The following is a 25,394-nucleotide window of genomic DNA, read 5'->3' as shown; positions in this document are numbered from 1 at the left end:
GCTGGGGGGCACGCAGGGCTATTCCACCGCAGGCTGCGTCCACCCAGGCACCGCAATCGCATAACGCGTGCCCTTGCCTTGGCCGCTTACCAGCAACAGACCTTTGTCCACCAGGTCCGCCAAGTCTCGCGTGGCCGTGGGCTTGCTGGTACCGGCAAGCTTGGTGTACTTGTCGGCCGTCAGGCCACCCAAGAAGCCGCCCCCCAGCTCCACACTGCCTGCCGTCATCAGGCGCTCCAGCACCTTGACTTGGCGCGCATTGACACCCGCACCGACCATGCGCGCCCTGAATGCGGCTTTGTCCACCGCTTGCCGCACCACGGCCTGCGATGCGATGCACCCCTGCGCAAATGCCTGCACAAACCACAGCACCCATGCCGTCACGTCGAGCGTGCCTTTTTGGGCGGCATTGAGCGCGTCGTAGTACGCGGCGCGTTTCGCCAGCATGTGGCGCGCCATGCCGAATATGGGGGCGGAGAAGCGCAGAGACTGCTCCGGTCCTGCAGCACTGCCCGCTTGCTGTGCCGCCAGGTCTTGTGCCAATGCCATGTCGGCCAGCGCCCGGCCAATGCGGCCATTGCCGTCTTCAAACGGGTGCACCGTCTCAAACCACAGGTGCGCCAAGGCAGCGCGCACCAGCCCATTCAAGCGGCCTGTCGCCGCTGGCACACCCGGCGCAACGGCGGAGGGCTGCGTCGCGTCAAACCACGCAATGAACTGCGCCATTTCAGCGGGCACCTGATGTGATGGTGGCGCCTCGTAGTGCACCACCTCACGACCCATCGGCCCGCTCACGATCTGCATGGGGTCTTCGTGGTCCCGCCACCGGCCCACGGTGATGCGCTGGATACCCGACGTGCCCCCCGGAAACAGCGCCGACTGCCAACGCCAGAGCCTGTCCGCATCCACGGGAGCGGTGCAGCGCTCTACTGCGTCCTGCATCACATCCACCAGCCCCTCCACAGACCGGTTGGACGCAGCAGGGACTCCATCGTCTTCCAGCCCCAAGCGCCGCGCCACGGACGAACGCACCGCCTCCAAATCCAGCCGCTGCCCCTCAATCTGCGCGGTGGCCAGCGCCTCTTGCACCCACAAATCTCGGGCAATTTCTTGCGCGGGCCACAGGCCAATGGCATCCAGCAACCCCAGCAGACGGCCCTGCTCGATGCGTGCCGAGTCAAGAGCCTGTGCGAGCGCCACCACATCCACTTGCAGGGTGGGCCAACCGGGCTGCTGCCACAGGTAGCGGGGTGACGGAAGAGGCGTTGAAGAGGGAGGCATGAGCCGCATTGTAGGAAATACGGCTCATTTTTTGAGCCGTATTTACAAAAATACGGCTCAAGCCTCTGGTGGAAACCTTGCACAAACAGCCAGATGGCTGGGCAAATGAACCCGTAGGGCCTTGCTTTCAGTGAACGATGCAATGCCTGGGGAACGAGGCAGATTCAAGACGAAATTGGCCGCTAGCACACGCTCCAGGTGTGGGTGGCGGCCTGGCTGGCGTAGAACTGGCGTGTGACCTCGGTTTTAAGAACCTGTTCAAGATCTTTTCAGGGTCGCACAAGTCCCTTGCCGGGATGGGATGCTAGGCGCGGTGCGCCGCCAATAGCTCGGCTATTGGCAAGCGCCGCAACGCCGCAGACCGCCCGGCAAGGCACTTGCCCGAAGGGTTGGAGTGAAATCGGGCGATTGGACGCCCCGGCTGCTTGCATGGGCATGAGCCCATGCGGCGCATCCGAGGCATCCACTCATCCCGATTGCACTCCAATGCGATCCCCGAAAAGATTTTGAACAGGTTCTAAGGGGCAGCAGGTTCACAAAGTGGCTCCAGCTCAATTGTCGCGACAGCGTCGCGATAATTTCTGGCTGCGGGTAAGCCTGTGCAAACTTCACCATGCGGCGCAGGTTTTGGCCTCAAACCCACGGCCAAACTCTTGCGTCAGTTGCTCGCCCACGCGCTCGATCAGCTGGTCGCCATATTTGCACGGTCTGCGCCACCCAGCACTTCGGTGCGCAGGTCGGCCATAGCGGCGTTCAACTCGCGCATCACCATGCGGGCCACCAGTGCGGGTTCGTCGTGCTGGGCGTCTACCGTTTCTGCGCTGTCGTCTTTGAGCCAGCCGATGTCCAGGTCGCCGCCACGGGCCTTGATTTGCTCGTGGGTGAACTTGCGCCAGCGGCATGCCGCGCCCGTGCCCCCTCCGCCCTCACAGCCCGCCCGACGACTGCGACTGCAGCTCACGGATGCGCAGGCCGCCGGGGGTGCGGGCCAGCACCAGCGCGTCTTCGCTGGTCACCGTCATGCTGGGCAGGCCGCCTGCCTGCACGGTGGTGCGCTGGGTGTACTGCAGCCGGGCGGTGGTCCATGGAAAGCCGCCGCGTGTGATGCGCACGTTGTCGAACTCGGTTTGGGTGGTGGCCTGCAGCACCGTCAACGCGGCCGCCGATTGCTTGAGATAGCCACACATCTCGGCCTTGCCGCCCTCGACCTCCCAGCGCCCGCGCTGGCCTTTGGCGGTCAGCTCGACCTTGAGGTCGTCGGCGTAGTCATCACAGGCCACGCTGTCGCCCTGCATGCTGCGCGCAGCGTGTTGTGTCATCCAGCCCATCACGCGCGGCTCGGAAAACGCCAAACGGCCATGCGCATAAAAGCCGCCCAGCAACACCAGGGCGATCAGTACCAGTCGGATCATGAGAGCATGGGCGCACCAAAGCGCAGCAGAAAAGTAAAGCTGGGCATGCTACCCACGCGGGCCCGCTGAATCCGGGGCATCGGCCGCGCGCCGCAGAAAAAACAGGGGCCTGCAGCGCACAAGCAACAGTGCGCCGTGGTCGGTAGGCTGCGCGCACGCCAACCAGCAAGGCGCATCAGGGCGTCACACCGCCTGCAGGTACCGCCCCGCCAATTCCTTCTGCGCAACGGCATCCACGCCCAGCACATCCACCAGATACGCATGCACGCCGCCAAAGTCGTTGTCCACCATGTGCAGGGCGGCGTCCAGAAACTCCTCCTGCACGCGCCACAGCACGGCCAGCACTTCTTCGGGGGCGTGGCCGCCCATGCCGGGCGGGCGTTGGTAGAGCGCGTTGGTGAGCAGGTAGTCGTGCATGACCACGTCGCGTGGCACGCCCAGCGTGAGCAGGATGAGGGCGGCGGCAAAGCCGGTACGGTCTTTGCCTGCGGTGCAGTGGAACACCATGGGCGCGTCGCTGGCCAGCAGCAGACGGAACAGCTCGGCAAAACGCGGGGCGTTGTCGTGCACAAAGCCCCGGTAGGTGTCCTGCATCAGGCCCACTGCGTCTTGGGCGGTGAGCTGGCGGCCGGTGCGTTGCAGCTCCAGTGCACGCTGCACCACGGTGGGCTCGATGTGCAGGGGGTGGTAGGCCACGCCGGGCAGTGCGTAGGCGTAGGCGGCGCTTTCGGCCTGGCCACGAAAGTCCACCGCGCGGGCCACGCCCAGCTCGGCCAGCAGGGCCTGGTCTTGTGCGGTCAGGCCCGCCAGGTGGTCGGAGCGGAAGATGCGCCGCCACTTCACGGGCCGCCCGCCGTGGCCGGTGTAGCCGCCCAGGTCGCGGAAGTTGGTGGCGCCTGCCATGGGCAGGGATCGGGTGGGGGTGGGCTGCATGGTGCGGGGCGCGGGTGTGCGTGGGCCGGTGGGCGAAGCGCAAAGCATAGTCGGGGCGCGCGGCAGGCGCGTGTCGCGCGGGTGGCTGGCGCACCTGCCAAGGCGCTGGTGGATTGGCCACCACGCCTGGCCCTAGGGATCCTCTGCACGAATCGAGCGGCAAGTGTGCGCTGCGGGTCGGGATGGGCTGCAAGGCGCAAAACGCAGCAATAGCCGTAGCTATTGCGAGTATTTGCAACGCCGCAGGCCGCCCGAGTCCGCAGATGCACACGGCGCGGTGATTCGTGCAGAGGGTCCCTCGGTGTGCAGAATCCGGGCATGCAGCGCCTGATGCCCGTCCCCTCCGATTTACAGCCCTGGCTGATGGCCGCCGTGGTGGTCGATGCTCCAGTGGCGCTGGCACAGTCGCATTTCCCGGCCATGGTGTCGAGCATGTTGGTGGTGCGGCTGGCCGGGCAGGTGGTGTGCCGGGGCGCGCCCGTGCCGCCAGCGGCCTGGATGAGCGCCAGCACCACGGCCACGGTGTATGAACACAGCGGGCCGGTGCAGGCCGTGGGGCTGGTGCTGCAGCCCGAGGCGGCTGCGGCGCTGTTTGCCAGCGCGTGCGGGCTGGTGAACACGCTGCGGCCGCTGGCCGAACTGGTGGGCCCCGGGTGGGCTGAGGTGGAACACGCGGTGCGCGCGGCGGCAGACGATGGTGCGCGGCTGCAGATGCTGTGCGACTTCATCCGCCAGCGGGTTGCACCGCCATCGCCCTGCGAAACGCGTCGGCAGCAGGCGCTGACCCTGCTGCAGGCAGCCAGCGACAACGCCACGGGCGCGTGCCAACCCTTGGGCCTGAGCCAGCGGCAGTTTGAACGGCGCTTTGTGGCGCATTGGGGCATGTCGCCCAAGCAGTTTCAGGTGATTGCGCGGCTGAACAACACGTTGGGCAACGCCCTGGCCGCGCCCGGCAGCCCGGTGGTGGGCCTGGCGGTGGACCAGGGCTACTACGACCAGTCGCACATGGCGCGCGATGTGCGCAGGCTGGCGGGCCAGCCGCTGCAGGCCCTGGTACAGGGCAGCCGCAGCCCGGTCACCGAACACTGGCCCCTGCAGGTGGGCGCGCAGGCGCAGCCGGGTCGTACTGGTATGCGTTCAAAAATACAAGTCCGTTCACGCTGAGCCTGTCGAAGCGCCACGCAAGGCTTCGACAGGCTCAGCCCGAACGGCTTTTGTTGATTGAACGCAAACCGGTATCAACCGCCGGAGCGGGCTGCGTCCATGCGCAAGCGCTGAGCCAGGTACAGCGGCATCACAAACGCGAGGCCAATGCCAAAGCAGGCCGCGATGCAGGCCCAGCGCCACGCGCCCAGGCGGCGGTCGGCCGCCACCCAGGCCGAGAACGCCACGGCGGCCAGGTACACGTCGCAGGTGATGCCGGTGGTGAGCGCATTGGCAAAGGCGTCGCGCCAGAAGACATCGGGCATCACACTGCCACCGGCCAGAAAGTACAAGGTGTTGAAGTACCAGGGGACGGCCAGGCCCAGTGCGGCCAGCAGGAAAAGAAAAACGCGCAGGGGTTGGTGGTGGTGCATCGGTGCATGTGGCCCCCAAAAATGAGAGAGGCCTGAGGTAGTGAGTCAATGCACCGATTGAATCCGCGCAGCCCCCTCGCGGGCTAGGAAAAAAACGACATCTGCCCCACGGGCCAGCGCGCCACTGGTGGCAGATCAGCCGCTTACTGCGCAGGCGGCAGCGACGTGACTGCGCCATCCACCGGCAGCTCCTGGCTGCCCTGGGGGCAGGGCTGGTCGGTGTAGGTGGTGCGGCCGTCCCGCACACATTTGCGCGGCTGTGGGGCCACGGGCTGGGATGCACCCGCTTGCGCGGGGCGGGCCTGAGTGGCAGCGGGGCGCTTGTCGGGCGGCAGGGATTCGGGCCCGGGACGGGTGATCTTTTTCCAGGCCTGTTCGGTCCAGGGCCCGGCCTGGGGCAGCCACTGGTCGGATGTCCACCAGGCCGCCGCTGCGGCGGCCAGCAGCAGTGCGGCCAGAAGGGACCAGAGGGCTCGTTCGCGGGTGCTGCGCATGGGGTGGGCCTGTGGTGGGGTGGAGGACCACCGAGCTTAAAACATCACAGCGCCCCACCCCACACGGTCACGGCTGCTTGCCTTTGGCCGCAGGGCGCCCGTAGCGCGCCGTGAGCGTGGCCTTGCCCAGGCTGTTGGCGTTGATCATGTACCCGGCCAGCGCGGCGGTGGCGTCGGCGGGCAGGTCCAGGCGCGGCACCTTGAGTGCATGCACGGTGAAGATGTAGCGGTGCGGCGCATCGCCCTCGGGCGGGCAGGTGCCGCCCCAGGCGGCCACGCCGTAGTCGATGCGCACATGGCTGGCGCCTGCGGGCAGCTTGGCACCGCCTGCAGCGCCCGCGTCGGGCCGCAGCTCGGCCGTGCTGGCGGGGATGTTGACCACCGACCAATGCCACCAGCCCGAGCCCGTGGGCGCGTCGGGGTCGTAGGCGGTGATGGCAAAGCTCTGCGTGCCTGCGGGTGCGCCGCTCCAGCGCAGGGCGGGCGACTGGTTATCGCCCGCGCAGCCAAAGCCCTTGAACTCGAAGCGCTGGGGCAGCATGCTGCCTTCGGCAAAGTCGGGGCTGGTGAGCGTGAAGGCCTGGGCTGGGGCGGCCAGTGCAAGGCCCAGGGTGGTGGCGGCGGTGAGGGCGCGAAGGGGGCGCGAAAGAGGAAAAGACATCAGAAAGGCTCCTTGCGATAGCGGGGTGAAACAAGGCCTTGATGGTGCGGTGCGCCGCGCCGTGGCGCTGGCCCGGCGGCGTCAAAGGTTGTGCGCGGCGCGTCAGGGGGGCCTGCGTCCGATCCAGCACCACCGTTCTGGCTGAGCTTGTCGAAGCCTCTCGCGGCGCTTCGACAAGCTCAGCGTGAACGGGTTTTGTTGTTGGAGAGGGTGCTTCGATTCAGCATCAGGGGCGCAGCTGCGATGGCGGAAATCCAAAACGCTCGCGGAATGCGGCGCTGAAGCGGCTGTGCGATTCGTACCCGCAGCGTGCCGCGATCTCGGACACCTGCAGCGCGGAGCTTTGCAGCAGCACCAGGCCCGTCTCCAGCCGCACGTCGCGCAGGCACTGGCTCACGGTTTCGCCCTCTTGGGCCAGGCGGCGCTGCAGGGTGCTGGCGCTCATCGCAAACGCGGCGGCGATGCGCTCCAGCGTCCAGTCGGCCTGGGGGCTGGGGCCGATGAGGCGGCGCACACGCTCGGCCCAGCCCAGTTCGCCGGGCGGGGCAAACACGATGCCCGCCTCGGCCAGCATCAGCAGCACTTCGAGCGCGCGGTGTTCGCGCAGGGCCTGCGAGCTGGTGTCGCTCTCCAGCGCGGCCACGGCGCGCCGGTAGCTGTCTTCAAACGCCGCATCCGCCGCCAGGCCCGCGCAGCCTTGCACTGCGGGCACGGCTGCAAACTGGCCGAACTGGCGGTGGAACTGCGCCACCAGCTCGGGCGCAAAACAAAGGAGCCGCGCCACATAGCGGCCCTGCGGGGCGGGGTCGTTGACGATTTCCCACTGCGCGCCGCGTGGCAGCACAAACACGCGACCGCTGGGGTAGCGATGCCCGCCCCCGGGCGTGACCAGGTGTTTGGTGCCCGACACCACCCAGCCCACCGAATCCATGCGCACCGTGACGGTGTGGATGCGGTGGTGGACGGCGGTGGCGATCTGCAGGGACAGTGCGGGTTCCATCATCTTTCTCTCCCGTGCGGCGCCCGCTCCATCCATCGCGCTGCGCCGTGCTGGGCGGCGGCAGGCTTCGCGCGGGCGCGGGGTGCCGTCAGCGCGTGCGCTCTCGCGTCACGCCCACATCGATGTCGCCAAACACGGTCACGCCGCTGGCGCCCTGCGATGGCTTCGGGCTGGCGGGGTCGCTGGACCGTGCGGAGCCCGGCGTGCTGCTGCAACCGCCCAGCACAGCGGCAACCGCCACGGCCACCAGCGCGGTGCGCCACACGCCCAGGGCGGGCGATGCGGCGGGCTTGGCGCCGTGGGGCGTCATCCTTCGCCGCCCAGGTGGTTGCCGAGGATGCCCGCCAGCTCGAACATGCCTGCGCTGTCCTTGCCAAACACGGCGCGCAGCTTGTCGTCGGCCACGATGGTGCGCTTGTCCTTGGGGTCCTGCAGGTTGTGGGTCTTGATGTACTCCCACATCTTCTTCACGGCCTCAGGCCGGGCCACCGGCTCGTTGCCAATCACGGCGGCCAGGGCGGCGCTGGGCGCTTTGCCTGCAGCCGCCTTGCGCGGGGCTTTGGCGGCCGTGGTTTTGGCAGCGGCCTTCTTTGCAGGGGCTTTTTTGGCCGCTGCGCCCGTCTTACTTGCCTTGGCAGCTACTGTTTTTGCAGCAGCGCCGGGGCGCGGCGGGAACTTGCTGGGCGCAAATTCAAAGTTGACCTTGCCCGCCTCCTTGTCCCACGCCAGGTGGGCCTTGAAGTTCCGGCGCGTGCGCATGCTCACAAACTTGTCGAGCAGGTCGGTCTTGCCCGTGTCCAGCAGCTTGGTCATCTGCTCGCGCTCCACGGGCTGCTGCAGGATGATCTTGCCGCTTTTGAAGGTGCAGCTGGGCGTGGGCTGCGCGGTGGTGGGCACGGCCTTGCTGCACACGTAGTTGCTGCCGTGTTCGTGCACTTCCGAGCCGCAGATGGGGCAGGCGCCCAGCGAGGCGTCTTCAAACTCCACGATCTCGCCAGACTCTTCGCCCTTCTTGTCGTCGCCAAAGTCGAATTCGAGCTTGTAGTTGTGCGCCTCGTCGTCATACTTAATGACGATCTCGGACGTGAAGGGCCAGCCTGCCTTGGAGCGGAAGCCCTCCAGCGGGCCGATCTTCTTGTCGCGCAGCAGGGTGTTGGCCTCGGCGGTTTCAAAGGTGCGGCCTGCGGGCGACTTGCCGAAGCTGAAGCCACAGCCCTCGGCGCCCGCCTTGCCTACACAGGCAAAGCGGCGGTAGTTCTCTTTGACCACGCCACCGCAGTTGGGGCACGGCGATTCGAGCGTGGCGTAGTCGCCGGGGATGGTGTCGCGGTCGTATTCCTTGGCCTTCTTGACCATGCGCTCGGTCATGGCGGCGATCTCGGCCATGAAGGATTCGCGGCTGAGCAGGCCCTTTTCCATTTGCGAGAGCTTGAACTCCCACTCGCCGGTCAGGTCGGCGCGGCAGAGTTCTTCGACCTCCAGCCCGCGCAGCAGCGTCATCAGTTGAAACGCCTTGGCCGTGGGGATGATTTCGCGGCCTTCGCGCAGCATGTACTTTTCGGTCAGCAGGCCTTCGATGATGGCCGCGCGCGTGGCTGGCGTGCCCAGGCCTTTTTCCTGCATGGCTTCGCGCAACTCGTCGTCGTCGATCTGCTTGCCGGCGCTTTCCATGGCGCCCAGCAGCGTGGCTTCGGAATAACGTGCGGGCGGTTTGGTCTTGAGGCCCTTGGGGTCCACCTGCAGGGTGTTGACCATTTCACCGGGCTTCACGGGCACCAGGTTCTGGCCCTTGTCGCCGTCCTTCCCGCCTTCCACCTCCTCGGCCGCTTCCTTGCCGTAGATGGCCAGCCAGCCCGGCTTGACCAGCACCTTGCCTTCGGTCTTGAAGCTGTGGGGCGCCACGGTGCTGATGCGGGTAGTGACGGTGTATTCAGCGCTTGGGAAGAACACGGCCATGAAGCGGCGCACGACCAGGTCGTACAGCTTCTGCTCGGCTTCAGACAGGCCGCTGGGCGCCTGCAACGTGGGGATGATGGCAAAGTGATCGCTCACCTTGCTGTTGTCGAAGATACGCTTGGACGGGCGCACGTAGTTGTTGTTCAGCGCGGTGAGCGCGTGCGGGGCCAGATGGCGCATGCCGCTGTCGGCCAGCATCTCGAAGGTCTGCTTGGCCACGGGCAGGTAGTCCTCGGGCAGCGCGCGGGAGTCGGTCCGTGGGTAGGTCAGGGCCTTGTGGCGTTCGTACAGGCTCTGCGCCAGGGCCAGCGTGGTCTTGGCACTGAAGCCGAACTTGCCGTTGGCCTCGCGCTGCAGGCTGGTCAGGTCGAACAGCAGGGGCGAGGCTTGCGTGGTGGGCTTGCTCTCTTCGGTGACCGTGGCCTGCTTGCCGCGCACGGCGTTGGCAATCGCCTGGGCTTCTGCGGCAGACCACACGCGGTCGGCGCGGGCTTCCACATCCTCGCCCTTCTTCCACTTGGGGTCGAACCACTTGGCGGGGTATTCACCGGCCTGTGCGCCGAAGGTGGCGTGGATCTCCCAGTAGTCGCGGCTGATGAACTTGCGGATCTTTTCTTCGCGCTCCACCACCAGCGACAGCGTGGGCGTCTGCACGCGGCCCACGGTGGTCAGGAAGAAGCCACCGTCACGGGAGTTGAACGCCGTCATGGCGCGCGTGCCGTTGATACCGACCAGCCAGTCGGCCTCGGAGCGGCTGCGCGCTGCGTGGGCCAGGCCCGCCATCTGCTGCTCGGTACGCAGCGCGCTGAAGCCGTCGCGGATGGCCTGGGGCGTCATGGACTGCAGCCACAGGCGCTTGACGGGTTTGCCCAGGGGTTTGGCACCACCGGCGTACTGCTCGATCAAGCGGAAGATCAGCTCGCCCTCGCGGCCCGCGTCACAGGCGTTGATGAGTTCGGTCACGTCCTTGCGCTTGGCCTGCTTGACCACCGCGTTCAGGCGGCTCTTGGTCTTGTCCACGGGCTTGAGGTCAAAGAACGGCGGGATCACGGGCAGGTGGGCAAAGCTCCACTTGCCGCGCTTCACGTCGAACTGCTCGGGCGCCTGGATCTCCACCAGGTGGCCCACGGCGCTGGTGACTACATAGCGGTCGTTCTCGAAGTGGTCTTCGTGCTTGTCGAACTTGCCCGCCACGGGGGTCAGTGCGCGCACGATGTCTTGCGCCACCGAGGGTTTTTCTGCAATTACCAGGGTCTTGGTCATTTTTTGGTTTCTCGCCAGTCTGGCTGTCCGGCATCCGGCCGGTCGCTTCTACAATTCGTTGCCTCACGCGTACACGCGCACGCGCATGTGTGTGCATATTCAAGTTAACAGAGTTTTTGCCATGCCCCGCACCGCACCGCCCGCTGCCCCCCCTGTTGCACCAGGCCGCCGCATCCAGACCCGGCGCTCGGGCGTGCACGGCAAGGGCGTTTTTGCCGTGCAGGATATTGCGGAGGGCGAAGTCCTTGTCGAATACACGGGCGAAGTGATCGGCTGGCAGGAAGCGCAGGACCGCCACCCGCACGACCCGCTGCAACCCAACCACACGTTCTACTTCCATGTGGATGAAGACCATGTGATCGACGCAAAGTTCGGCGGCAATTCGTCGCGCTGGATCAACCACAGCTGCAACCCCAACTGCTACGCCGACGAGCAAGACAAGCGCATCTTCATCACCGCGCTGCGCAACATCAAGGCCGGGGAAGAGTTGAATTACGACTACGGCCTGATCATCGAAGAGCGCTACACCCCGAAGCTCAAGGCCGAATACCCCTGCTGGTGCGGCAGCAACAACTGCCGGGGCACGCTGCTCGCGCCCAAGCGCGGCTGGGCGCCGCCCGTGCCGCTGCCGCCATCCAAACCCTCCGCCAAGGCCGCCAAAAAGGCCGGGCGATGAATGCCCCCATCCGCTGGCCTGCCGAGGCCGTCTGGGAAGCAGTGTCACCGCTGTTACCGGGCTTTACCGTCGAGGTGCTGCCCACCATCGACTCCACCAACACCGAACTCATGCGTCGCGCGCGTGCAGGCCAGTGCGAGCCCACCCTGCTGGTGGCCGAGCAGCAGACCGCCGGGCGCGGGCGGCTGGGGCGGGTGTGGCAAAGCGATGTGGGGGCTTCACTGATGATGTCTCTGGGGTTGCCGCTGGCGCCCAAGGACTGGTCCGGCCTCTCGCTGGCTGTGGGTGTGAGCGTGGCCGAGAGCCTGCAACCCGTGCTGCCGCCCCTGGGCGCAGGCCAGCCCGCGCGCGTCGGCCTGAAGTGGCCCAACGACCTGTGGCTGGGCGGCGCGGCGGGCGACCGCAAGCTGGGCGGCATTCTGGTGGAGACCGCCAGCTTTGTGGCGCCCCAGGCGGTGGCCTCGCAGGCCAGCACCAGCACCGCGCGCTATGTGGTGGTGGGCATTGGCATCAACGTGCTGCCGCGCAGCCCCGAGGGCATGAGCATGCCCCCCGGCAGCCTGCAGGACGTGGAGCCGGGCCTGGATGCGCCCACCGCCCTGCTGCGCATCGTGCCCCCGCTGGTGGCCATGCTGCAGGCCTTTGAAGGCTATGGCTTTGCGCCCATGCAGCCCCGGTTTGCGGCACGTGATGTGCTGCAGGGCCGCGCGGTGACGCTGAGCGACGGCCACACCGGCACCGCGCATGGCGTGGGCGATGATGGCGCGCTGCTGGTGCACACAGCCGGTGGCATGCAGGCCATCACCAGTTCTGAAATCAGCGTCCGGCCCAGCGCCGTTCCGCCGGTTTAAGAACGCCCACAGAAAGGCCCTCCCCCCATGCTCCGACTCGCCGTGATCGTGCTGCTGCTGGCCAACGCGGGCTACTTCGCGTGGTCGCAGGGCCATCTGCGCCCTTGGGGCTGGGCCCCGCAGGAGCAGGCCGAGCCCCAGCGCATGAACCAGCAGATCCGGCCCGAAACGCTGCAAATCCTGAAGGTGAATGCGAGCAAGACCTCCTCCAGCGCMCCCATGCCCGCCCCTGCCACACCGGCAGCCCCCGCCGCCAGCACCGCAGCCACCGACACCCCCGCATCCGCCGCCACCGACCCCGCCGAATGCCTGCAGGCCGGTGTGTTTGACGAGCGCCAGGCCGAGGCCCTGCGCACCGCCGCTGCAGGCCTGCCCCAGGGCAGCTGGGCGCTGGAGCCCACGCCCATTGCAGGCCGCTGGATGGTCTACATGGGCCGCTTCGAAGACCAGGAAACGCTGGACAGAAAACGGGCCGAGCTGCGCGCCCGCAAGGTGGACCACGACCGCGCCGGGGGCACGCTCGAACTGGGTCTCTCGCTGGGCCGCTTCACCACCAAGGACGCCGCCGAGCGCGAGCTGGCCAACCTGGGCACCAAGGGCGTGCGCACGGCCCGCGTGGTGCAGGAGCGCCCCGACGCCCCCGGCTTCACACTGCGCCTGCCCGCCGTGAACGATGCCCTGCGCCCCCAACTGGACGCCCTGCGCAGTGCCATGGCGGGCAAGACGCTGCGCAGTTGCACCTGACAACAACCCCCTGAGCGGCTGCGCCGCTTCCCCCTTCTCTCGAACTGCTGCGCAGTTCGGGAAGGGGGACGATGCCCTCGCTGCGGGGCGGCCCTTGCTCGGCATCTCTGGCGAGGCTGCGCCAGCGTCAAAGAACGGCTGCGTGTAGCACACAGCGCGCCCCCCCCCCCCGCAATCGCAGACACGCTAGCCTTCCGCCACCACGTCCCGCGCCACAAACCGCACGCTGAAGCGCGCCCCCGGCGGTTGCTGGCCGGGGCGGGCGTCTTCAAGCGTGACCTCGGCGCCGTGCTTGCGCGCGATCTCCAGCACGATGGGCAAGCCCAGGCCCGAGCCGTCGGCCTCGCTGCCCAGCGCGCGGTAGAAGGGCTGGAACACCAGCTCGCGCTCGGCCTCGGGCACGCCGGGGCCGGAGTCTTCGACCTGTAGCAGCAGAACCTGGCCAAAGGTGTCTGCCAGCACGCGGGCGGTGACCACGCCGGGTTTCTCGGCCGTGGAGGGGGTGTAGTTGATGGCGTTGTCCAGCAGGTTGCGCACCAGCTCCTTGAGCAGCGTGGGGTTGCCGTCCAGCGCCACGCCGGGGGCGCCGGGCTCGGCGCCGTCGTAGCCCAGGTCGATGTGTTTGTCGAGCGCACGCGGCACCGAGTCGCGCACCACCTCGATGGTCAGGCGCGCCAGGTCGCAGGGCTGGCGGGCAATGCCCACGCCGCTGCCCTCGGCACGGGCCAGCGCGAGCAGCTGGTTGACGGTGTGGGTGGCGCGGATGCTGGAGCGGCCGATCTGCTGCAGCGAGCGCTTGAGCTCTTCGGTGCTGGTGCCTTCGCGCTGGGCCAGGTCGGCCTGCATGCGCAGGCCCGCCAGCGGGGTCTTGAGCTGGTGCGCGGCGTCGGCCAGAAAGCGCTTTTGCGTGGCCAGCGAGTCGTTCAAGCGCTGCAGCAGGTCGTTCACCGACGCCACCAGGGGCGCCACTTCGAGCGGCACGGTGCGGTCGTCCAGCGGCGAGAGGTCGTCGGGCTTGCGCGCGCGGATGCGCTGCTCCAGCTGGTTCAGCGGCTGGATACCGCGCGCCAGCGCCAGCCACACCAGCAGCACGGCCAGCGGCAGGATGACGAACTGCGGCAGCATCACGCCCTTGATGATTTCGGTGGCCAGCACGCTGCGTTTTTCGCGCGTTTCGGCCACCTGCACCAGCGCCATGGGGGTGCCGGGCAGCGGCAGCCGCACCCAGATGTAGGCCACGCGGATCTCGATGCCACGCATCTCGGCGTCGCGCAGGCGCACCTCGCCGGACAGGGGCACCTCGTCGGCTGCGGGCTCGGGCAGCTCGCGTTCGCCCGACAGGAACTCGCCCCCCGGCCCGATGACCTGGTAGTAGACGATGTCGGAGTCGTCGGCGCGCAGGATCTCGCTGGCGGGCTGGGGCAGGTTGAACTGTGCGGCATCGCCCGCCACGGTGACCAGCTGGGCCAGGGCGTGGGCGTTGTACTCCAGCGCGCGGTCGAACGGCTTGTTGGCCAGGCCCTGCGCCACCAGCCAGGTCAGCGCCAGACTCACGGGCCACAGCAGCAGCAGCGGCGTGAGCATCCAGTCAAGGATCTCGCCGAACAGGGAGCGCTGCTCTCGCTGAAAGATCTTCAAGGCGTTTGCCGTGCTGGTTTTATGAAGAAAATTGGCCGCTACCGCGCATCCATCATGCCTTGATAGCTATCAATTTCATACTATCCAGGGATTTTCTCGAGGCAGTAGCCCAGGCCGCGCACGGTGGCGATGCGGATGGGCCCGCCCTCGATTTTTTTGCGCAGGCGGTGGATGTAGACCTCGATGGCGTTGTTGCTCACCTCTTCGCCCCACTCGCACAGGCGCTCCACCAGCTGCTCCTTGCTCACCAGGCGGCCCGCGCGCTGCAGCAGCACCTCCAGCAGGCCCAGCTCGCGCGCCGACAGCTCGATCATCTTGCCGTCGATGGTGGCCACGCGGCCGGCCTGGTCGTACACCAGCGGGCCGTGCTTGATGGAGCTGCTGGTGCCGCCCATGCCCCGGCGCGTGAGGGCACGCACGCGGGCTTCCAGCTCCTGCAGGCTGAAGGGCTTGGCCATGTAGTCGTCGGCGCCAAAGTCCAGGCCCTTCACGCGCTCTTCCACGCTGTCGGCGGCGGTGAGGATGAGCACCGGCAGGGCCGAGCCCCGGCTGCGCAGCTTTTTGAGCACTTCCAGCCCGTGCATCTTGGGCAGGCCCAGATCCAGGATGAGCAGGTCGAACTCGTTGTTGGTCATCAGCGCCGCATCGGCCTCGGTGCCGCTGGCGACATGGTCCACCACGGCGCCCGAGGCACGCAGGGTGCGCAGCAGGCCATCGGCCAGCACCTGGTCGTCTTCGGCAATGAGGATGCGCATGCGGACTGTCTCCTTGGGTGGTGCGGCCCGTGGGCGGGCCTGTGTCGTCATTGTCTGCCTGTGCGAGGATTTTAGGGGGCCCAAGGCGCCAGCTCACCGTCCGGCGCCTTTGGCTGGCTGCAAGCTTGGGGCACGGAAAATGGCGGCCATGCACATCCTGCTCATCGAAGACGACCTGGACCTGGGCCAGGCTCTGCTGCAAGCCCTGCAGCAGGGCGGCTTCACAGTGCAATGGCTGCGCAGCGTGGCCGCCACGCCGCCCCTGCCCGACGCCAACGAGATCGCCGCCGTGCTGCTGGACCTGACCCTGCCCGACGGCCAGGGCATGGCGCTGCTGCGCCGCTGGCGCCGCGCGGGCCTCAGCCTGCCGGTGATCGTGATCACGGCCCGCACCGCCTTGCAGGACCGGCTCGACGGCCTGGACGGCGGCGCCGACGACTACGTGCTCAAGCCCTTCGATGTGCCCGAGCTGCTGTCGCGCCTGCACGCCGTGCTGCGGCGCAGTGCGCGCCAGGCCAGCGAGGAATGGGCACTGGGCGCGCTGCGCCTGGCGCCCCGGCGGCACGAAGCCTGGCTGGGCGACGAGCGCCTGGCGCTGTCGCCGCGCGAGTTCCGGCTGATGGTGGAGCTGGCGCGCGAACCCGGCAAGGTGGTGGCCAAGAACGTGCTTGCCCAGCGGCTCGAACCCCTGGGCGACGCGCTGGACGCCGCCACGCTGGAGGTGCATGTCTCCAACCTGCGCAAGAAGATCGGCGCAGAGCGCGTGGTCACGGTGCGCGGCGTGGGCTACCGGCTGCAGCCATGACACCACCGACCGAAACCCCCGCGCCCCCACGCGGCTGGTGGGGCCCGAGCCTCATGCGCCGCACCCTGCTGGCGCTGCTCGCGGCCATGGCGCTGGTGTGGCTGGTGCTGCTGGGCCAGGCGGCCATCACCCACTTCCGCGCCATGGACACCAACCCCGGCGTGCGCCAACTCGCCCAGGGGCTGGCAGGGGCGCTGGCCACGCTGGACCAGCCCGCCGAGGCCCGCGCGCTGGTGCACGGCATGGCCCATACCCTCAACGCCATGCGCGCCGATGTGGACCTGTTGCAGGGCACCTCGGTGCTGCTGCAGCTGCAGGACCGCACAGGCCAGCTGCTGCACAGCAGCACGGCCGGGCTCCCGGCCGTCCCGCTGGCAGGCGACACGGGCCATGCCGCGATGGACGTGGCCGGCATACCCCATTGGGTGGCGTGGGAAAGCACGGGCCCCTGGCGCGTGGTGGTGGCCGAGCCCCGCCTGGCCGACGCGCGGCTGCTGGGCTTCATGGGCGAAGACCTGGCGGCCTCGGTGCTGCTGGCGCTGCCGCTGGTGGGCCTGCCGCTGTGGCTGGCCGTGCGCACGGGGCTGCGCCCGCTGGCGCGGCTGGGTGCCCAGATCGCCGCACGCTCGGCCCACGACCTGCGGCCGCTGCAGCACCTGCCGCCCCAGCGCGAGCTGCACGGCCTGGCCCAGTCGTTCGACCAGCTGCTGGCCCGCCTGCGGGCCCACCTGGCGCGTGAGAAGGCGCTGGTGCATGACGCCGCCCACGAGCTGCGCACGCCCATGGCCGTCATCGCCACCCAGGCCCATGTGCTGGCGCAAGCCCCCGAAGGGCCCGCACGCGCGCAGGCCAGCGAGGCGCTGACGCGCGCCGTGCAGCGCGCCGCGCACCTGAGCGAACAGCTGCTCACGCTGGCGGCACTGGAAGAAGCCCCCGCGCTGCACCCCACCGCGCCCCAGGACCTGATGGCGCTGCTGCAGGACTGCCTGGCCGAGCGCGCGGGCTGGGCCGAGGGCCTGGGCGTGGATCTGTCGCTTGACGGCCCGGACACCCTGGCGCTGCCGTTCGACCGCCAGCTGCTCTGGTCCGCCCTGGGCAATGTGCTGGACAACGCGCTCAAACACGGCTGCGGCCCGGGCGCGGGGCGCGAGGTGCAGTTGCGGGTGCGGCAGGAGGGCGGCGACGTGGTGGTCTGGATTGCCGACGACGGCCCGGGCATAGCGGCCGGTGAGCAAGACCGGGTGTTCGAGCGCTTCTGGCGCTCACCCCGCGCGCGCAGCAGCGGATCGGGCCTGGGGCTCACCATTGCGCAGCAGGCCATCAGCCACCTGGGTGGGCAGGTCCGCCTGGGGCCGGGGCTGCACGGGCGGGGCGTGGGCTTCACGCTGCGCTGGCCGGTGGCGGGCTGACAACCCGCACCCGGCAGCCTCCATTGCCCACACAGATCTTTGGGTTCGCCCAAGGTTGGCGTTTCAACAATCCCGGCATCTTCTTCACTTCATGAGATGCCATGAACCCTACCCGCCTTGTTACCCCGTTCACGGCGCGCGGCGCCCTCCTCCTCTCACGCCGCCACTGGCTGGCCGCTGCAAGCCTGTCCACACTGGGCAGTGTGCTCACCGCCTGCGGTGGGGGCGACGACGACGGCCCCCGCGAAGCCCACAAGCGGGTGCAGGCCCTGGCCCAAGGGCTGGTGAAGCAGGGCGTGGTGGGCGCCGCAGCCGGGTGGGCGGACCCGCACCAGGTCCACACCGCCGTCGCGGGGCTGCGCCGCCTGGGTGGCAATGCGCCCCTGGCCACCGGCGACCTGATGGCCATCGGCTCCAACACCAAGGCCATGACGGCCTGCGCGGCCGCGAGCGTGGTGGACCAGGGCCTGCTGCGCTGGGACAGCACGCTGGCCCAGGCCTTGCCCGAGCTGGCGCGGAGCGCCCTGCCCGCCTACCAGCAGATCACGCTGCGCGACCTGCTGGACCACCGCGCCGGGGTGATGGGGTTTTCGGCCATCGAAGACGTGGACCTGTTCGTGAATGCAGTGGGCCCCGAGGTGCTGGCGCGCTGGCAACAACCTGCGCAGGCGGAGGCGTTCTTCCTGCAGTGGCTGCTGCGCCAGCCGCCCGTTCGCGGGACGGGCGCAGACCCGGGCTTTGCCTACTCCAACGCAGGCTATGCGCTCGCGGCCCGCATGCTGCGCGCGGCCACGGGCCTGGGATGGGCAGATCTGCTGCGCCAGCGCGTGGCCCAGCCTCTGGGCCTTTCGCTCTTTGTGGGGGAGCCAATGCGTGCGGGCAGCCAGCAGCCCGCCGGGCATGAAATCCTGGACGGGCGGCTGCAGCCCCTGCCGCTGGTCGAAGCGCCGGAACGTGTGTGGCTGGAGATTCTGGACCCGGCAGGCGCCGTGAGCCTGACGGTGGAGGAGGACGCACGGTGGCTGCAGTGGCACCTGCAGGCATTGCGCGGCGACGCAACCCCCTTGCCGCGCAGCTATGTGAAGGGCCTGCAGGACCTGGGGCATGCCCCCGCAGGCCGCTATGGCCTGGGCTGGCTGGTGCATGCGGCGCACGGCACAGGCTGGCTGCTGCACAACGGCCAGGACGCGGGTTTTCAGGCGCTGTCGGTGGTCGCACTCGATGGTTCGCGCGCGGGCCTGGCACACAGCAACATCGCCACGGCGGACAGCATGGGCCTGCTCTACGAAGGGGTCTCCACGCTGCTGGCCTGAGCCCGCCGGGCCTGCGCCGGTTGCTCAGCGCGGGTCGTGCGCCAGCAGCTTCTGCACCAGGGCTTTCAGATCCGCCTGCAGCCGCGCCATGCCCTCGGGCACCTGCGCGAGCGTCTGCTCGTCCATGTAGAGCTTGCGGTTGATCTCGACCTGGATGCTGTGGCGGTGCTGCGCCGGGTGGCCATACCGGCGCACCAGCTCCACGCCCTTATAGGGGTGGTTGTATTCGACGCTGTAGCCACACGCGCGCAGGTGCTCGCAAATCAGCGCCGACAGCGCCGGGCTGGCCGTGGTGCCGTCGCGGTCACCCACCACAAAGTCGGCATGCTCCAGCCCCGGAAACTCGGTGGCAAAGCGCCCCGCCACGGCGGGCATCGAGTGGCAGTTGAGGTGGATGCTGTAGCCGTGGCGTGCATGGGCCGCGTCAATGGCCTGGGCCACGGCCGCGTGGTAGGGGCGCCAGCAGCGGTCGATGCGCGCGCGCACTTCGGCCACGGTGAGCAGGCGGTGGTAGATGGGCTCGCCTTCGTCGGTGAACTTCCAGACCAGGCCCTTGCCCAGGCGCACCTTGCTGAGCACCTTGGGGTCGGTGGAGATGGGGTCGGGCCAGTCGCCGTCGAGCAGGGAGGTGTCCAGCTCGGTGGTGTCGCGGTTGGCATCCAGGTAGATGCGGGGGAAGTGCGCCTCCACCCAGGCCACGCCGAGCGCGGGGGCAAAGGCATAAATTTTTTCGACGTGGGTGTCTTCGGCCCGGCGCAGGGTGGCCAGGTCGCAGGCGGAGCCGAAATCGGCCGGGTACTGCGTGCCGCTGTGGGGCGAGTCAAGCACCAGCGGGGTGCTGCCCGGCACGGCGGTGACGGTGGCTGCCGATGGCGTGGCGGCCATCCCCGGCGAGCCGGTGACGCCGGGCTGGGCTTGCTGGAATCGGTGGTGGATCAGTCTCAAGGCTGCATGCATAGGCAGAGTGTGCGCAAAGTGGGGCGGCTGGCCTAGCCGCCCAGACCGGATGGAGGCCATGGTTATCCCTTAAAAAAGAGTCATCCATCTTCTCCATCGGCTGTGGCCGCCGGGCTCCCGGGCCCGGCATGGGAATCTTTCTGTGATGCGGGCACGGCCCGGTCAGAGCCGCCGCGCTGGCCGCCTTCCCCTCGGGGAAGGTGCCAAGCGGCTCAAAGGGCTCAATGGGCTCAAGGGGCGTCCGATCTCGGATCTCAATCGAGCACCACCTTGGCATAGGCGGCAACCCCCTTCATCTTGTCGATCTCGTGGGCAATTTGCGCGGTGAACTCCTTCGAGGTCGTGCCCGAGGAATACAGCCCCTGGCCTGCAAGGCGCTCGCGCACGGCGGGCTCTTTGAGGGCAAGCGCCACGGCCTGCTGGATGCGGTCTACCGCTGCCGTGGGCGTGCCAGCCGGGGCCACCAGGCCAAACCAGGAAGGCTCGTTGGCCTGTTTGTAGCCCAGCGCGGCGTAGGTGGGCACATCGGGCAGAACGTCCAGTCTCACGGGCCACGACACGGCCAGGGCCTTGAGCTTTCCCGCCTTGATGTGCGGCAGCGAGGAGGCCACCTGGTCAAAGTACACCCCCACCTGCCCAGCCAGCACGTCGTTGATGGCCGGGCCTGCACCCCGGTAGGGGATGTGAACCATGGAGACACCTGCGCTGCGCTTGAACAACTCGCCCCACATGTGGCCAATGGTGCCGTTACCCGGCGTTGCATAGGACACTTTGCCGGGGTTGTCCTTGAGGTGCCTCACCAGGTCCGCCAGGTCCTTGGCAGGCAGGACAGCGGGATTGACCACCACCACACCGGGCGCCTTCACGATCTCTGTCACGCCCACGAAGTCCTTGATGGGGTCATAGGGCAGTTTGCTGTAAACGGCAGGGTTCACGCCGTGGGTGGACAGCGTGGCCACACCCAGTGTCAAGCCGTCCGCAGGGGCCCGTGCGACTTCGGCCATGCCGATGGAGCCCCCCGCGCCGCCCCGGTTCTCCAGCACCACGGGCTGCTTGAGGATGCGGGCCAGTGGCTCCTGCAAGCTGCGGGCCGTGATGTCGGTCGCGCCCCCGGGCGGGAAGGGCACAAGGATGCGCAAGGGCTTGCCCTCTTGCGCCAAAGATATTCCAGGAACGAAAGATACAGCGGCCAGCGCTGAAAGCATGTGACGGCGTTGCATGGGCTCATCTCCTTTAAGGAGCCCAGAGATTAAGGGAGGCACACCCAAGAACCAAGCAATGGATACGCCTGATAACATTCCACAATGGAATGAACTGACCCCAAGACCATGTCCTCTCTGCGCCGACTTTCACCCCCTTTGCACCTGCTGCGCGCGTTTTCCATGGTCACGCGGTTCGGCAGCGTGTCGCGCGCGGCCGAGGCCTTGCACCTCACACAAAGCGCCGTGAGCAAGCAGGTCAAGGAGCTGGAGGGCTGGGTGGGTGTGCCGCTGTTCGAGCGCAGCCGCAAGCGCCTGGCGCTGACCCCGGCGGGCGAGCGCTACGAAAAGGCCGTGCGCGCGGTGCTGGCCCAGCTGGAGGCCGCCACGCTGGAGCTGATCACCAGCGACGACGGCGGCGGCGCGCTGCACCTGTCCAGCCTGCCCACCTTCGCCGCCAAGTGGCTGATCCCGCGCCTGCCGCAGTTCCAGCAGCAGCACCCGCAGGTCACGCTGCATTTTGTGCCCTACATGCACAGCTACAACTTCGACCGGCCCGAGCTGGACTGCGCCATCCTGTTCGGCGACGGCCACTGGCCCGGCGCCCACGCGCACTACATCACCGGCCACGACGTGGCTCTGATCGCGCCCCGCAACAAGGTGGCCGACTGGCCCATCCACACCCCGCGCGATGTGGCGCGCCACACCCTGCTGCGCCATGTGACCGTGCCCGAAGCCTGGCTGCGCTGGAGCGAAACCCATGACGTGCCGGGCCACATCGACCCGCTGGCCGGGCCCCAGTTCGACCAGTTCCAGACCATGATCCGCGCGGTGATGGCGGGCATGGGCCTGGCGCTGGTGCCGCGCTGCCTGGTGCAGGACGAGATCACCGCCGGGCTGGTGCGTGAGCCCCTGGCCGACGCGGCGCTGCGCGGCGGCTACCCCAGCACCGTGGGCTACTGGCTCTGCTACCCCGAGGGGCGCACGCAGCTGCATGCGCTGCAGTGTTTTCGGCAGTGGCTGCTGGCCTGTGCAGAGCCGGTGGTGGCGGGCGAGGGCGTCGCCAGCCCCCTTCAGCCTGCAGCGCCCCCGCCTGCATAGGCTTCCAGCCCGATGGCCACCACTGTGGCCACGTCACGCCCCACTTCTTCGCGGAACTCGGCCTCGGCCTGGGCCACGGCGTCCTGGAAGGCCTGCAGCCAGGCCAGCCCTACGGGCGTGAAGCACACGCGGCGCGCACGGGCGTCCAGCGGGTCGGCCTCGCGCGTGACCAGGCCCCAGGCCTCGCACTGGTCCACCAGGTTGGCCATGGCCTGCTTGGTCATGCCTGCGCGCTGTGCCAGGTCGGTCAGCCGGTCGCCCGAGAGCGCCAGGTGGCGCGTGATGTGCACATGGGCGGCCGTCACCTGGTCGCGCGCAGCCAGGTTGGACAGGGCCAGCGGCACCTCCACGTTGTGCGCCATGAGCTGCAGCACCCGCGCGTCGAAACGGCGCATGGCGTGGCCCAGCAGGCGACCCAGGTGGGTCTGGCGCCAGCCGTCGTCGGCAGGGGATGGAAGGGGCGAATCAGGCATGTTCAAATTGTCAGGCAAACTGACCAAATTATCCTTGAACAACAAAAGACGGCTCGCATAAACTACTGTTCAAGCATCCAGCCTGTAATTAATTGCAGAGCCATGCAAACACCCAACCCGTTGTTTCTCAAGGAGTTTTCTCATGGACGTCGCAGTCAAAGGCACCAACCCCGCATTGCCCGTGAACACCGAAAAGGCCAAGGCCCTGGCCGCTGCGCTCGCCCAGATCGAGAAGCAGTTTGGCAAGGGCACGATCATGCGCCTGGGTGAAGGCGAGGTGATCGAGGACATCCAGGTGGTGTCCACCGGCTCGCTGGGCCTGGACATTGCCCTGGGCGTGGGCGGCCTGCCCCGGGGCCGCGTGGTCGAAATCTACGGCCCGGAATCGTCGGGCAAGACCACGCTCACGCTGCAGGTGGTGGCCGAGATGCAAAAGCAAGGCGGCACCTGCGCCTTCGTCGATGCGGAACACGCCCTCGACGTGCAATACGCCCAGAAGCTCGGCGTGCAGCTGTCCGACCTGCTGATCAGCCAGCCCGACACGGGCGAACAAGCGCTCGAAATCGTGGACAGCCTGGTGCGCTCGGGCGCTGTGGACCTGATCATCGTGGACTCGGTGGCCGCACTCACACCCAAGGCCGAAATCGAAGGCGAGATGGGCGACGCGCTGCCCGGCCTGCAGGCCCGCCTGATGAGCCAGGCGCTGCGCAAGCTCACCGCCACGATCAAGAAGACCAACTGCATGGTCATCTTCATCAACCAGATCCGCATGAAGATCGGCGTGATGTTCGGCTCGCCCGAAACCACCACCGGCGGCAATGCGCTCAAGTTCTACGCCTCGGTGCGCCTGGACATCCGCCGCACCGGCACCATCAAGAAGGGCGACGAGGCCATCGGCAACGAAACCAAGGTCAAGGTGGTCAAGAACAAAGTGAGCCCGCCTTTCAAGACGGCCGAGTTCGACATCCTGTTCGGCGAAGGCATCAGCCGCGAGGGCGAGATCATCGACATGGGCGTGACCGCCAAGATCGTGGAAAAGAGCGGTGCCTGGTACGCCTACAACGGCGAAAAAATCGGCCAGGGCCGAGACAATGCCCGCGAGTTTTTGCGTGAGAACCCGGACCTGGCCCGTGAAATCGAAAACAAAGTGCGTGAGGGTTTGGGCATTGCGCTGCTGCCCGCCGCCTTGGCGCAGGCCAGCGCCGACAGCGACGAGGCGTAAGCCAAGAACTGCCATGCCGCCAGAACAAGGCCCGCAAGGTTTTGGCGGCGGGCAGGCATCCACAATCTAAGCCAAACAAGGCCTCACCGCGCGATAGCAAAGCTTTGTTTGCTATCAATTTTGAATATTCCAATCACCATGGGCTTCACCACGCTGTCGCTCAAGGGGCGCGCACTGCGGCTGCTGAGCCAACGCGAACACTCGCGCGCGGAGCTGTTGCGCAAGCTGGCTCCGCATGTTGAGGAGGGCGATGACCTCAACGCCCTCCTCGACGACCTGCAGGCACGCGACTTCATCAGCGAGGCGCGGGTGGTGGATTCGGTGCTGAACCGCCGCGCGGGCCGCTTGGGCGCAGCGCGCATACGGCAGGAGCTGCAGTCCAAAGGCCTGGGCGCCGACGCGGTGCAGCAGGCCGTGGCCCAGTTGCAGGGCAGCGAACTGGAGCGCGCCCGCGAGGTGTGGCGCCGCAAGTTTGGCGAGCCCGCAGCAGACCCACAGGCCCGCGCCAAGCAGATGCGCTTTTTGCTGGCGCGGGGGTTCTCAGGGGATGTTGTGCGGCGCGCTGTGCTGGGCGCCGACGAGTCTGACGGGGGTTGAGCGCACTGCGAACGGCGGGGCACCGGCCCCACCTCCTGGTGCGCCCAGACGCACTCTGGGCGCTCTGTGGCGGTTACACGCCCAGCATCAGCTGCAGGTTTTGCACCGCCGCGCCGCTGGCGCCCTTGCCCAGGTTGTCCAGGCGCGCGATGACCACGGCCTGCCGGTATTGCTCGTTGGCAAACACGCGCAGTTCCAGCTTGTTGGTGTCGGTCAGTGTGTCGGCGGCCAGCTTCAAATCATCGGTGGGCGGCAGCACGCTGACCCACTGCTCGGGCGTGTTGGTGTGGCTGTAGTGGCTGGCCAGCGCGTCGTGCAGATCGCTGGCCTTGGGCGCGCCCGGCAGCAAGTCCAGGTGCAGCGGCAACTGCACCAGCATGCCCTGGCGGAAGTTGCCCACCGCAGGGATAAACACCGGGCGGCGTGTGAGCCCGGTGTAGCGCAGGATTTCGGGGATGTGCTTGTGCGACAGGCCCAGCGCATAAGCCTCGTAGGGCGCTGCGGTGCCTGCCTCGTAGGCTTCGATCATGGTGCGGCCGCCGCCCGAGTAGCCCGAGACCGAGGGCAGGCTCAGGGGGTAGTCTGCAGGGATCAGGCCCGCATCGACCAGCGGGCGCAGCATGGCAATGGCCCCCGTGGCGTAGCAGCCGGGGTTGGAGACGCGGGTGGCGTCGCGCACTGCCTGCGTCTGCGATGCTGCGAGTTCTGGAAACCCGTACACCCAGCCGTCGGCCGTGCGGTGGGCCGTGCTGGCGTCGATCACCTTGACCTTGCGGCCCGAGCTGCGCTCGATCTCATCGACCATCGCCACGGTATCGCGCGCGGCATCGTCGTGCAGGCACAGCACCACCAGGTCCACGCCCGCAATCAGGTCGCGCTTGGCGGCCGGGTCTTTGCGCAGCTCGGGCGCAATGCTGACCAGCTCGATCTGCGGCATGGCCTGCAGGCGCTCGCGGATCTGCAGGCCCGTGGTACCTGCTTCGCCATCAATAAAGACTTTGGACATGGGGTGTTCCTTGGTGTGCAACAACGGGCTGTGGCCCGATGGTAAGGGGATGTACGTACTAGGCACATGGG

26 protein-coding genes are annotated in these 25,394 nt (G+C 67.9%); 10 read left to right on the top strand and 16 right to left on the bottom strand.

Annotation, left to right across the window (positions count from 1 at the left end):
• Nucleotides 1-18 precede the first annotated feature (18 nt).
• From A1D30_RS05155 to A1D30_RS05140, 4 genes are all read right to left on the bottom strand, one after another.
• Nucleotides 19-1,281, bottom strand: coding sequence for a DUF4172 domain-containing protein (locus A1D30_RS05155; protein ID WP_063459720.1), 1,263 nt, complete (start codon nucleotides 1,279-1,281; stop codon nucleotides 19-21).
• A 682-nt stretch (nucleotides 1,282-1,963) separates the two neighbouring features.
• Nucleotides 1,964-2,242, bottom strand: coding sequence for a hypothetical protein (locus A1D30_RS25980; protein WP_063459719.1), 279 nt, complete (start codon nucleotides 2,240-2,242; stop codon nucleotides 1,964-1,966).
• Nucleotides 2,208-2,693: a hypothetical protein gene (locus A1D30_RS05145; RefSeq protein ID WP_063459718.1), complete on the bottom strand. Its 486-nt coding sequence runs from the start codon at nucleotides 2,691-2,693 to the stop codon at nucleotides 2,208-2,210. Before A1D30_RS05145 ends, A1D30_RS25980 begins: the two co-directional genes overlap by 35 nt.
• Before the next feature lie 183 nt (nucleotides 2,694-2,876).
• Nucleotides 2,877-3,626 (bottom strand): tyrosine-protein phosphatase, encoded by a 750-nt coding sequence (locus tag A1D30_RS05140; RefSeq protein WP_063459717.1) that lies wholly within the window; start codon nucleotides 3,624-3,626, stop codon nucleotides 2,877-2,879.
• A gap of 330 nt (nucleotides 3,627-3,956) precedes the next feature.
• On the opposite strand from A1D30_RS05140, the gene A1D30_RS05135 reads away from it, so the two are divergent.
• A complete protein-coding gene (locus tag A1D30_RS05135; protein ID WP_242421793.1) occupies nucleotides 3,957-4,790 on the top strand; it encodes a helix-turn-helix domain-containing protein in 834 nt (277 codons plus the stop codon).
• A 74-nt stretch (nucleotides 4,791-4,864) separates the two neighbouring features.
• Here the strand turns inward: A1D30_RS05135 and A1D30_RS05130 are convergent, their stop codons facing one another.
• From A1D30_RS05130 to A1D30_RS05105, 6 genes are all read right to left on the bottom strand, one after another.
• On the bottom strand, nucleotides 4,865-5,203 hold the full coding sequence (locus A1D30_RS05130; protein ID WP_063459715.1) for a DUF2834 domain-containing protein: 339 nt from the start codon (nucleotides 5,201-5,203) through the stop codon (nucleotides 4,865-4,867).
• A gap of 143 nt (nucleotides 5,204-5,346) precedes the next feature.
• Nucleotides 5,347-5,697, bottom strand: a complete 351-nt coding sequence (locus A1D30_RS05125; protein WP_063459714.1) for a DUF4124 domain-containing protein — start codon at nucleotides 5,695-5,697, stop codon at nucleotides 5,347-5,349.
• Nucleotides 5,698-5,764: 67 nt separating this feature from the next.
• Nucleotides 5,765-6,358 (bottom strand): YbhB/YbcL family Raf kinase inhibitor-like protein, encoded by a 594-nt coding sequence (locus tag A1D30_RS05120; protein WP_082836330.1) that lies wholly within the window; start codon nucleotides 6,356-6,358, stop codon nucleotides 5,765-5,767.
• 226 nt (nucleotides 6,359-6,584) lie between these two features.
• A complete protein-coding gene (locus tag A1D30_RS05115) occupies nucleotides 6,585-7,358 on the bottom strand; it encodes a helix-turn-helix transcriptional regulator (RefSeq protein WP_242421792.1) in 774 nt (257 codons plus the stop codon).
• Between the two features lie 88 nt (nucleotides 7,359-7,446).
• Nucleotides 7,447-7,668, bottom strand: a complete 222-nt coding sequence (locus A1D30_RS05110) for a hypothetical protein (protein WP_063459712.1) — start codon at nucleotides 7,666-7,668, stop codon at nucleotides 7,447-7,449.
• The gene (locus A1D30_RS05105) at nucleotides 7,665-10,577 is read right to left on the bottom strand and encodes a DNA topoisomerase III (protein ID WP_063459711.1); all 2,913 of its coding nucleotides are present in this window, start codon (nucleotides 10,575-10,577) and stop codon (nucleotides 7,665-7,667) included. Before A1D30_RS05105 ends, A1D30_RS05110 begins: the two co-directional genes overlap by 4 nt.
• Nucleotides 10,578-10,698: 121 nt before the next feature.
• Here A1D30_RS05105 and A1D30_RS05100 point away from each other — a divergent pair, with 121 nt between their 5' ends.
• Genes A1D30_RS05100 through A1D30_RS05090 form a run of 3 tightly spaced genes read left to right on the top strand, consistent with a single transcriptional unit; the run spans nucleotide 10,699 to nucleotide 12,848 of the window.
• Nucleotides 10,699-11,253, top strand: a complete 555-nt coding sequence (locus tag A1D30_RS05100; protein ID WP_063459710.1) for an SET domain-containing protein-lysine N-methyltransferase — start codon at nucleotides 10,699-10,701, stop codon at nucleotides 11,251-11,253.
• Entirely contained in the window at nucleotides 11,250-12,104 is an 855-nt protein-coding gene (locus tag A1D30_RS05095; protein WP_063459709.1) for a biotin--[acetyl-CoA-carboxylase] ligase, read from the top strand. Before A1D30_RS05100 ends, A1D30_RS05095 begins: the two co-directional genes overlap by 4 nt.
• A 27-nt stretch (nucleotides 12,105-12,131) precedes the next feature.
• Entirely contained in the window at nucleotides 12,132-12,848 is a 717-nt protein-coding gene (locus tag A1D30_RS05090; RefSeq protein ID WP_063459708.1) for a hypothetical protein, read from the top strand.
• Nucleotides 12,849-13,034: 186 nt separating this feature from the next.
• Here the strand turns inward: A1D30_RS05090 and A1D30_RS05085 are convergent, their stop codons facing one another.
• Both A1D30_RS05085 and A1D30_RS05080 read right to left on the bottom strand, forming a co-directional pair.
• Nucleotides 13,035-14,486, bottom strand: a complete 1,452-nt coding sequence (locus A1D30_RS05085) for a sensor histidine kinase (RefSeq protein WP_063459707.1) — start codon at nucleotides 14,484-14,486, stop codon at nucleotides 13,035-13,037.
• A gap of 80 nt (nucleotides 14,487-14,566) precedes the next feature.
• Complete coding sequence (locus A1D30_RS05080; protein ID WP_063459706.1) at nucleotides 14,567-15,241, bottom strand: response regulator transcription factor; 675 nt, start codon at nucleotides 15,239-15,241, stop codon at nucleotides 14,567-14,569.
• A 148-nt stretch (nucleotides 15,242-15,389) separates the two neighbouring features.
• Here A1D30_RS05080 and A1D30_RS05075 point away from each other — a divergent pair, with 148 nt between their 5' ends.
• From A1D30_RS05075 to A1D30_RS05065, 3 genes are all read left to right on the top strand, one after another.
• Entirely contained in the window at nucleotides 15,390-16,046 is a 657-nt protein-coding gene (locus tag A1D30_RS05075) for a response regulator (protein WP_063459746.1), read from the top strand.
• Nucleotides 16,043-17,455: a HAMP domain-containing sensor histidine kinase gene (locus A1D30_RS05070; RefSeq protein WP_063459705.1), complete on the top strand. Its 1,413-nt coding sequence runs from the start codon at nucleotides 16,043-16,045 to the stop codon at nucleotides 17,453-17,455. The genes A1D30_RS05075 and A1D30_RS05070 overlap by 4 nt, the downstream gene beginning before the upstream one ends.
• Before the next feature lie 101 nt (nucleotides 17,456-17,556).
• The gene (locus tag A1D30_RS05065; protein WP_063459704.1) at nucleotides 17,557-18,768 is read left to right on the top strand and encodes a serine hydrolase domain-containing protein; all 1,212 of its coding nucleotides are present in this window, start codon (nucleotides 17,557-17,559) and stop codon (nucleotides 18,766-18,768) included.
• Between the two features lie 24 nt (nucleotides 18,769-18,792).
• On the opposite strand, the gene A1D30_RS05060 is transcribed toward A1D30_RS05065, so the two are convergent.
• Together A1D30_RS05060 and A1D30_RS05055 are read right to left on the bottom strand one after the other, a co-directional pair.
• The gene (locus A1D30_RS05060) at nucleotides 18,793-19,725 is read right to left on the bottom strand and encodes an N-formylglutamate amidohydrolase (RefSeq protein ID WP_063459703.1); all 933 of its coding nucleotides are present in this window, start codon (nucleotides 19,723-19,725) and stop codon (nucleotides 18,793-18,795) included.
• A 254-nt stretch (nucleotides 19,726-19,979) separates the two neighbouring features.
• The gene (locus tag A1D30_RS05055; protein WP_063459702.1) at nucleotides 19,980-20,945 is read right to left on the bottom strand and encodes a tripartite tricarboxylate transporter substrate binding protein BugE; all 966 of its coding nucleotides are present in this window, start codon (nucleotides 20,943-20,945) and stop codon (nucleotides 19,980-19,982) included.
• 108 nt (nucleotides 20,946-21,053) lie between these two features.
• On the opposite strand from A1D30_RS05055, the gene A1D30_RS05050 reads away from it, so the two are divergent.
• Entirely contained in the window at nucleotides 21,054-22,025 is a 972-nt protein-coding gene (locus tag A1D30_RS05050) for a LysR substrate-binding domain-containing protein (RefSeq protein WP_063459701.1), read from the top strand.
• Here A1D30_RS05050 and A1D30_RS05045 read toward each other — a convergent pair.
• Complete coding sequence (locus A1D30_RS05045) at nucleotides 21,998-22,498, bottom strand: helix-turn-helix domain-containing protein (protein WP_063459700.1); 501 nt, start codon at nucleotides 22,496-22,498, stop codon at nucleotides 21,998-22,000. The two genes, A1D30_RS05050 and A1D30_RS05045, sit on opposite strands and share 28 nt — an antisense overlap.
• Nucleotides 22,499-22,640: 142 nt before the next feature.
• On the opposite strand from A1D30_RS05045, the gene recA reads away from it, so the two are divergent.
• Together recA and recX are read left to right on the top strand one after the other, a co-directional pair.
• Nucleotides 22,641-23,720, top strand: coding sequence for a recombinase RecA (gene recA / locus A1D30_RS05040; protein ID WP_063459699.1), 1,080 nt, complete (start codon nucleotides 22,641-22,643; stop codon nucleotides 23,718-23,720).
• A 138-nt stretch (nucleotides 23,721-23,858) separates the two neighbouring features.
• The gene (gene recX / locus A1D30_RS05035; RefSeq protein WP_063459698.1) at nucleotides 23,859-24,317 is read left to right on the top strand and encodes a recombination regulator RecX; all 459 of its coding nucleotides are present in this window, start codon (nucleotides 23,859-23,861) and stop codon (nucleotides 24,315-24,317) included.
• A 73-nt stretch (nucleotides 24,318-24,390) separates the two neighbouring features.
• Here the strand turns inward: recX and argC are convergent, their stop codons facing one another.
• Nucleotides 24,391-25,323, bottom strand: a complete 933-nt coding sequence (gene argC / locus A1D30_RS05030; RefSeq protein WP_063459697.1) for an N-acetyl-gamma-glutamyl-phosphate reductase — start codon at nucleotides 25,321-25,323, stop codon at nucleotides 24,391-24,393.
• Nucleotides 25,324-25,394 lie beyond the last annotated feature (71 nt).

The organism is Acidovorax sp. GW101-3H11, from assembly GCF_001633105.1.
In the GTDB taxonomy this organism is placed as follows: Bacteria; Pseudomonadota; Gammaproteobacteria; order Burkholderiales; family Burkholderiaceae_C; genus Acidovorax.
The sequence above is the reverse complement of the archived record's forward strand: the minus strand, read 5'-3'. Positions and strand labels throughout refer to the sequence as shown.

What these genes read in the sequence shown, in the direction of transcription:
- A1D30_RS05065 (WP_063459704.1), top strand. Translation starts at nt 17,557, where the DNA reads ATGAACCCTACCCGCCTTGTTACCCCGTTCACGGCGCGCGGCGCCCTC.
- A1D30_RS05115 (WP_242421792.1), bottom strand. Translation starts at nt 7,358, where the DNA reads ATGGAACCCGCACTGTCCCTGCAGATCGCCACCGCCGTCCACCACCGC.
- A1D30_RS05140 (WP_063459717.1), bottom strand. Translation starts at nt 3,626, where the DNA reads ATGCAGCCCACCCCCACCCGATCCCTGCCCATGGCAGGCGCCACCAAC.
- A1D30_RS05095 (WP_063459709.1), top strand. Translation starts at nt 11,250, where the DNA reads ATGAATGCCCCCATCCGCTGGCCTGCCGAGGCCGTCTGGGAAGCAGTG.
- A1D30_RS05105 (WP_063459711.1), bottom strand. Translation starts at nt 10,577, where the DNA reads ATGACCAAGACCCTGGTAATTGCAGAAAAACCCTCGGTGGCGCAAGAC.
- A1D30_RS05055 (WP_063459702.1), bottom strand. Translation starts at nt 20,945, where the DNA reads ATGCAACGCCGTCACATGCTTTCAGCGCTGGCCGCTGTATCTTTCGTT.
- recX (WP_063459698.1), top strand. Translation starts at nt 23,859, where the DNA reads ATGGGCTTCACCACGCTGTCGCTCAAGGGGCGCGCACTGCGGCTGCTG.
- A1D30_RS05155 (WP_063459720.1), bottom strand. Translation starts at nt 1,281, where the DNA reads ATGCCTCCCTCTTCAACGCCTCTTCCGTCACCCCGCTACCTGTGGCAG.
- A1D30_RS05120 (WP_082836330.1), bottom strand. Translation starts at nt 6,358, where the DNA reads ATGTCTTTTCCTCTTTCGCGCCCCCTTCGCGCCCTCACCGCCGCCACC.
- A1D30_RS05070 (WP_063459705.1), top strand. Translation starts at nt 16,043, where the DNA reads ATGACACCACCGACCGAAACCCCCGCGCCCCCACGCGGCTGGTGGGGC.
- A1D30_RS05135 (WP_242421793.1), top strand. Translation starts at nt 3,957, where the DNA reads ATGCCCGTCCCCTCCGATTTACAGCCCTGGCTGATGGCCGCCGTGGTG.
- A1D30_RS05050 (WP_063459701.1), top strand. Translation starts at nt 21,054, where the DNA reads ATGTCCTCTCTGCGCCGACTTTCACCCCCTTTGCACCTGCTGCGCGCG.
- A1D30_RS05100 (WP_063459710.1), top strand. Translation starts at nt 10,699, where the DNA reads ATGCCCCGCACCGCACCGCCCGCTGCCCCCCCTGTTGCACCAGGCCGC.
- A1D30_RS05145 (WP_063459718.1), bottom strand. Translation starts at nt 2,693, where the DNA reads ATGATCCGACTGGTACTGATCGCCCTGGTGTTGCTGGGCGGCTTTTAT.
- A1D30_RS05060 (WP_063459703.1), bottom strand. Translation starts at nt 19,725, where the DNA reads ATGCATGCAGCCTTGAGACTGATCCACCACCGATTCCAGCAAGCCCAG.
- argC (WP_063459697.1), bottom strand. Translation starts at nt 25,323, where the DNA reads ATGTCCAAAGTCTTTATTGATGGCGAAGCAGGTACCACGGGCCTGCAG.
- recA (WP_063459699.1), top strand. Translation starts at nt 22,641, where the DNA reads ATGGACGTCGCAGTCAAAGGCACCAACCCCGCATTGCCCGTGAACACC.
- A1D30_RS05110 (WP_063459712.1), bottom strand. Translation starts at nt 7,668, where the DNA reads ATGACGCCCCACGGCGCCAAGCCCGCCGCATCGCCCGCCCTGGGCGTG.
- A1D30_RS05130 (WP_063459715.1), bottom strand. Translation starts at nt 5,203, where the DNA reads ATGCACCACCACCAACCCCTGCGCGTTTTTCTTTTCCTGCTGGCCGCA.
- A1D30_RS05080 (WP_063459706.1), bottom strand. Translation starts at nt 15,241, where the DNA reads ATGCGCATCCTCATTGCCGAAGACGACCAGGTGCTGGCCGATGGCCTG.
- A1D30_RS05075 (WP_063459746.1), top strand. Translation starts at nt 15,390, where the DNA reads ATGCACATCCTGCTCATCGAAGACGACCTGGACCTGGGCCAGGCTCTG.
- A1D30_RS05125 (WP_063459714.1), bottom strand. Translation starts at nt 5,697, where the DNA reads ATGCGCAGCACCCGCGAACGAGCCCTCTGGTCCCTTCTGGCCGCACTG.
- A1D30_RS05045 (WP_063459700.1), bottom strand. Translation starts at nt 22,498, where the DNA reads ATGCCTGATTCGCCCCTTCCATCCCCTGCCGACGACGGCTGGCGCCAG.